This window comes from Mucilaginibacter sp., from assembly GCF_036383575.1.
Taxonomy (GTDB): domain Bacteria; phylum Bacteroidota; class Bacteroidia; order Sphingobacteriales; family Sphingobacteriaceae; genus Mucilaginibacter.
In genome coordinates, this window is record NZ_DASVOB010000687.1 from 1 (window position 1) to 6652 (window position 6652).

Sequence of the window (6652 nt, forward strand, 5' to 3'; positions counted from 1 at the left end):
TAACCAGGCCGCAAGCCCCGTAGTAACCATCATCAATGCCGCCAAAACCGCAAAAGTAACGGTAACACCATTGCGTAAAAACATCAGTATGCTGGAGGGTTCGGGCGGCAATATTGCCGTATTGAATGGCCCACAGGGTAAATTAATGGTTGATGGTGGTATAGGTGTTTCTAAAGTCAATGTTCTGGAAGCTTTAAATTCAATCAGTGCAAACCCTATTAAGTTTTTGATCAATAGCCATTGGCACTTTGATCATACTTTTGGAAATGAGTGGCTTCATGGCGAAGGTGCCACCATCATAGCACAGGATGTAACGAAAAAGCATCTCGAAAATACGATAAGGGTTGATGACTGGAATTATACATTCCCTCCTCTTCCAGAAGCGGCCTTACCAACCGTGCTTTATAAAAGCGAACATAAAATAAGTTTTAATGGTGAAACCGTTCACATTAACACTTATAAACCGGCCCATACTGACGCCGATTCATCTATTCATTTTGCCAATGCTGATATTTTACATGTAGCGGATACCTTCTGGAATGGTTATTTTCCGTTCATTGACTATTCAACAGGCGGAAGCATTGATGGTATGATAGAAGCCTCGCGGCAAAATATCGCAAGGGCAGGTAAAGAAACCATCGTTATCCCAGGCCATGGCCCTATTGGTGATAAAACTCATCTTATGGAATTTCATGAAATGCTTGTAACCGTACGCGAAAAAGTAGCCAAACTAAAAAATGCAGGGAAATCATTAGATGAAATTATTGCAGCCCGGCCAACCGAAAAGTACGATGCAAAATATGGTGGCTTTGTTATATCGGGTAAGACATTTACCAATCTGGTATATAAGGGGCTATAAACAAGCGAAGATATCGATACCGGCATAAAAGTCATATATCGATATCAAGTCCATCGCAAAAACAGTGATTAACCAACCGACGGTAATCGGCAATACATATTGTAATCAAGCACTTACCAAAAGGGCATTCTGATGGCTCGATATGCTCCGAAAAGTTCACGTTTGAAGAACTGCAACATCGAGCAGCTAAAACGAGTGAGTTATTTAACTTTATATACTTGATTAACAGCAAAGGCAAAAAAAAGGGCAAGCGACCGTAAAACGTGCTTGCCCATTATTGCTCCTGAGGCTGGGCTCGAACCAGCGACCCTCTGATTAACAGTCAGATGCTCTAACCGGCTGAGCTACTCAGGAGTGTTTTCCGGTTTGGAGTTTGCAAAAGTATAATTTTCATTGATATTTCACAATTTTATTCCATTTGTGTTTGCATAATCCCTATCAAAATTAGCAATGCAGCGTATTCTTCCTTTTAACCAACTGCTGCAAAACAGTTAGGATCCCAGAGCATCAAATGCATAAACCCTAACAATTTACGTTCCCTACAACTTGTAATACGCTAATTAACAGCCCTGAAACGTAAAAACCGACGTAAAAACACGTAAAAACACGCTTGCATTAGCCATTAACGGCAATTACTTTTATAAAATTCTCATTATCAGAATACTAAATAATTGCTAATACTTTTTGACTGATTAGTCTTATATATTCTACCGACATCTTCTGGTTTAGTTCTGGTTCGACAAAAGTTTTTAACAACCTAAATTATGTTCAAATTCCCTGCGATAGGTAAAAACCAGATGGTTGCCATTGTAACCTTCCTTACATTGGTCATGTTAGGGGTAAGCTACTTTTACATCTACATACCATCCAACGAAAAAGTGGTACAGGAGCGCCGGTTTCGGTGCCTGCAAAACATCAACACCAATATCCACTCAAAAATTATAAACAGCACCTGGATGCTGAATAACTTCCTGAAAACATTTCCTTATGATGATCAGTTGCAGGATTACCTTGGCAATTATCCTAAAACCAATTTTACATTATTGCCGGTAGTATGCCGTTTTGAAGGTGCTAATATCAGGGAAAAGCTGCAACGGAGAAAGATCAACTGGGCCGATAGCGCTGTTACGATCAATACAAATATATCTGCTCAGCAACTAACCATTTATCTTAAAAGAACAATAGCTTTAAACGGGCCAAACGATACTTTAAGCATGTATATGGGCATCCGTTACAGCTTTGACCATTTTATAAGGCCACTGCTGGTACCCGATGTTTTTGCCAATTATATAATTTTTAACTGCAACACATCGGGCAATAGCAAAACTTACGACAATATCGTTTACGAAACCTTCCCTTCAGGTTTAAGCTACCAGTCAAAAGATTCATTATTAACCTTCAAAAATAAGATAAGCAGCCCCGGCTTACGCAATTTAAACATAGGCGGAAAAGACTACCGGGCATTTTCGCAACCTGTTAACCTTGATGGTAAAAATCAATTGATAGTTGTTGGTTTAGTACCCGAAAAAAGTTACAACCAGGAACGGAAGCGGTTGCCGCTTGTTGTCGTGCTGCTGATGTTAACCTTCGCCGTAGGTGCCATCATATCCTTACCCTGGATCAAACTTTATCATACGGGCAATAAGGATAAACTCACTGTATTCGACGGCATCGCGTCGGTATTGGTAGCGATACTGATGATGGCGCTAACTTTTTTTGTGTTTATGTATTTTATATTTTTCACAAACACACACGGCAAAATATCGGCCTCCTCGAGATCACTGGCAAATGGCATATCAGACGCCTTTTCTACAGAATTAGAAAACGCTTATCAAACACTCAAAAATTTCGATTCGCAATCACATCTCTATGCAAATGATGACATTGCCAATCTGGATAAACACAATCTAAAATTCAAATCAAAACCTTCACTGGATACAGGTTACTCAAAAAGCAGGGATAAATTAAACGCCATTGCCAAACCAACTGCTTTGGAAGAGGCCTTTTGGATCGATTCGACCGGGAAGGAACTCCTTAACTGGAGTATTGACAGCGCTTTCACTCCCCGAAGCAATTTAGGCTGGCGCGACTATTTCAAAAAGGTCCGCAGCAACAATACTTACAAATTCAATGGTCACGAATTATACCTTGATCAGATCTATTCTGTTACCAACGAAACCTTCCGGTCTGTAATTGCCATAAAATCCGCTGCAATGCTAAGCCAGCAGGCCGCTGTGGCAGCCATGACATTTACAATGAAAAGTTTAGATCATGTTATAATGCCCGATGGGTATCAATTTGCCATCATTAATAATAACGGCAAAATATTATACCATTCCATAGCCAACAGAAATTTAAATGAAAACCTGAAGAACGAATTTGCCGATAGTACCAACCTAGTAAGCTGTCTGGAGGCAAGATCTGATACCGGTTTTACAGCTACCTACTACGGGCGGGAATTGAATATAAAAATTAAACCTGTAAAGGGCCTCCCCTATTTTGTTGTGATATTTGAAAGCCAGGAATATAACGACAACAGGGATATGCAAGCCTATGCCTTTACCATAGCAATGCTCACATCCCTGTTACTTTTTCTCATCATCCAATTCGCTATTGTGTTTTTTGTATCGGCTAAACGGTCGTTTTTTAAAAAGCAACTTTTTGAAACTTCATGGATAGGGCCAAAGAGATGTTTTCACCGGCTATATAACCTGATCATCGCTATTAACCTGGTTATTATCTTCTGCATGCTTGTGACTATTGATCACAACTCTTTTCTGAAATCGCTTTACCTGATCCTGTTTTCCATAACGTTTATAGGCATTGTTCCTAACATTCTGTTTGCTATAGAATACAGGCGCATCAAAAGCTATAATTTCAACTTTAAGCTGTATGCCATTTTATGGTTGCTTCTGTTTGCTTTGCTTATTGATACCGTGGCTATAAAAACATTAACACCGCAGCATTTAACCACTCTGTTTTTATATGAGGGCGTAATAACGATGTTTGTTTTTATAGTAATCGCTGTTATATATATACAGGCATTCAGAGATTGGATAATAGATAAAACACACTTGTACAAATTGTTAACACTTATAAAATCATTAAGAAAAATCGACACCCCTTTCTGGACCTATACGCACAGCTTTGCCTTTATGGCAACCACACGCCTCGTTATCACAAGCGGAATCCCGGTAGCATTTTTCTTCATTTATTCGTCCAACTATGAACAAAATTTAGAAACCCGGTACAAACAATTTCATTTCGCTAAGGATTTGGTTCAAAAAACACCTAAAAACACAATTAAAAACAACCAACTCCCCAAGGGTGTATACCTTGACAGTTTGTTCATTAATGATCACCATATTATTTCTCAACCCCAAAAAATTGATAGTATTAAACGTAGCGGGCAGTATCTTAAAGAGGATTTCCTGACCGCGCAATTATTAAATGCTTTCAAGCTACAGTTAAAAGATATTGAGATTAAAAGCAACAACATGGTTTATGCATCTGTTGGTTCTGATATTTTTTTCAGCAAGCTTACAAATACTAATGATACTTCAACACGCACAATCTATAAGCTGGATACCGCGGCATACCTCAGCCTGGGCTCTGCAAGCCTTGGCTGGCATCCCACCATTGATGCTGTATTTCACCCGCAATATTTTATACCTGTATTTATACTGGCGCTGTTAGTTATCGGTTTCTTTTATATGCTCCACAATGTGATCAGGAAACTATTTGCACTGGGATTGCCCTTTCAGGATGGTTGGAGAGAGATGGACGAACAGATATTGCTTGATGATAAACTTAACTCACTATTGTTGATAGTAGGGCCTCCCGGTTCAGGAAAACTAAAGAATATCCAAAACAAAATAAAGAACAGGTTATTCAGGGACAAACGGGGCAAACCCTTGATGTATAGTGGAGGCATGCAGCCCGACGATAACGTTTACATAGCCGATATGATCAGGATCCCGACAGAAAATGGTGATACTGATGAGGATTGGAAAAAATGCAAAGCAGATGCCCTAAAAAAGAGCAACAAACTGGTTATTATAAACCACTTTGAATACAATATTAAAGACTCCCAAACCAATAGCATAAAGCTTAATTTCCTGGAGTCGCTGATGTTGCAGGGCAAAAGCAAGATCATGATCATTTCAACGGTCCACCCGCTCACTTTTCTTGATTCATTTACCGAAGAGCAAAGGAAAAATGCAGATAAACAGCAAAGCGCCACGAAGAGCGATTCGGCTGATACGACAAAACGGGCTGGCGATGTATCCGAAAGCGAGCTGGAAAGGTGGCATGTACTGTTAGGACATTTCCGTATCATTATCCAACCGCTGTTAGGAGTTGGCGAAAGGCTAAGGAAGAAAAAGAAAAATGCAATAATAAAGGTACCGTTCAAAGCCTCGGAACGGGAATGGCGTTTACATTATTCGCGCCGGATGAAATTAAAAGTTATGCCCCCGGCACCAGGCTTACCTAAAAATATCAACAATTTAAGGCACAGTATAACCGAAGAAACACGGTATACACACTATTTACGCGATATGAAAGAAAAGGCCATATCCACCTTGCCATTACTCAATGAAGAAGGCATTGGTATTGCAAGCGATACATTGATCTTTAAGATGCAGCTCAGCTCACATTATTTTTATACCTATATATGGCAGTCGCTTACTAAAGAAGAAAAGTTTCTGCTTTATGATTTGGCCGAAGACGGATTGGTTAACCCCTATGACGATTATAACCTGAGTATGCTGATATATAAAGGCCTGATCACAAGAACCGAAGGTACCCTGATGCTATTTAACAAAGGCTTCCGCAATTACATCTTAACAGCCATCGGTAACAGCGAGGTTGAACGTATTAAAGCCCAGGTAAAAGACACGGGGAACTGGAGCAGTTTGAAAGCACCTTTAAATCTTTGCATAATAGGTATATTGGTTTTCCTGATCATATCGCAACAGGAAGCTTATACACAAATATTAACCTATATTACAGCACTTGGTGCCGGGATACCTGCTGTTTTAAAGATCCTTTCGATGGTGGGCAGCAGTGGCAATACCCAAAAAACCGCATAGGTGACTATATTGGGTAACAGATGCAAATCGTGCTAATAATACAGGCAAATGGGCTGAATATAACTTAAATATCAACCCGATCATTCATTCCGCAAACTATTAACGGGGTTTGCCAGTGCAGCTTTTAAAGCCTTGTAACCTACCGTGAACCAGCCTATCAGTAACGAGGTTGTAATGGCTGCCGCGAAAATCCAAAGGCCTGGCGAAATACGATAGGCGAAAGTTTGCAGCCATCCGTTCATCAGGTACCAGGCAAGGGGCGCGCCAATTACAAATGCAACTACGATAAGCACTAAAAATTCTTTCGAAAACAGGTACACTATACTGCCTGTTGATGCGCCTAAGATCTTCCGGATCCCTACCTCTCTGGTACGTTGTACCGCCATAAACGATACCAGGCCATACAAGCCAAGGCAGGAGATAAAAATGGAGATAAGCGCGAATACTTTATAAATCAGCTCGAGTTGGTTTTCCTGCTCATAAAATTTGGCAATACTGTCATCAACAAAAAAGCCGGTGTAGGCATATTCGGGGTATTTCTTTTCCCAGGTACTTTGTACCAACGCTACCGTTTTGGTAAACTTTCGGCTGTCAATTTTCACCGCTATTTGCTGTTCCATTTTTTTTGAGGGGTACATCACCAGCGGCTTAATTTCCTCGCGCATAGAATTTGTTTTAAAATCAGCAACAACGCCTACGA

Annotated in this window: 3 protein-coding genes and 1 tRNA gene; 2 read left to right on the plus strand and 2 right to left on the minus strand. The window is 40.1% G+C overall.

Annotated elements, in window-relative coordinates; all coding sequences use genetic code 11:
- On the plus strand, positions 1–859 hold an 859-nt coding region (locus VF500_RS24165), incomplete at its 5' end, for an MBL fold metallo-hydrolase (protein WP_330862128.1).
- Positions 860–1139: 280 nt separating this feature from the next.
- Here VF500_RS24165 and VF500_RS24170 read toward each other — a convergent pair.
- Positions 1140–1213, minus strand: a tRNA-Asn gene (locus VF500_RS24170).
- A 410-nt stretch (positions 1214–1623) separates the two neighbouring features.
- Between VF500_RS24170 and VF500_RS24175 the strand changes: the two genes are divergently transcribed.
- Positions 1624–5952 (plus strand): cache domain-containing protein, encoded by a 4329-nt coding sequence (locus VF500_RS24175; RefSeq protein ID WP_330862129.1) that lies wholly within the window; start codon positions 1624–1626, stop codon positions 5950–5952.
- An 80-nt stretch (positions 5953–6032) separates the two neighbouring features.
- Here the strand turns inward: VF500_RS24175 and VF500_RS24180 are convergent.
- Positions 6033–6652, minus strand: a 620-nt coding sequence (locus VF500_RS24180) for an ABC transporter permease (protein ID WP_330862130.1), incomplete at its 5' end; no start/stop codon positions are given.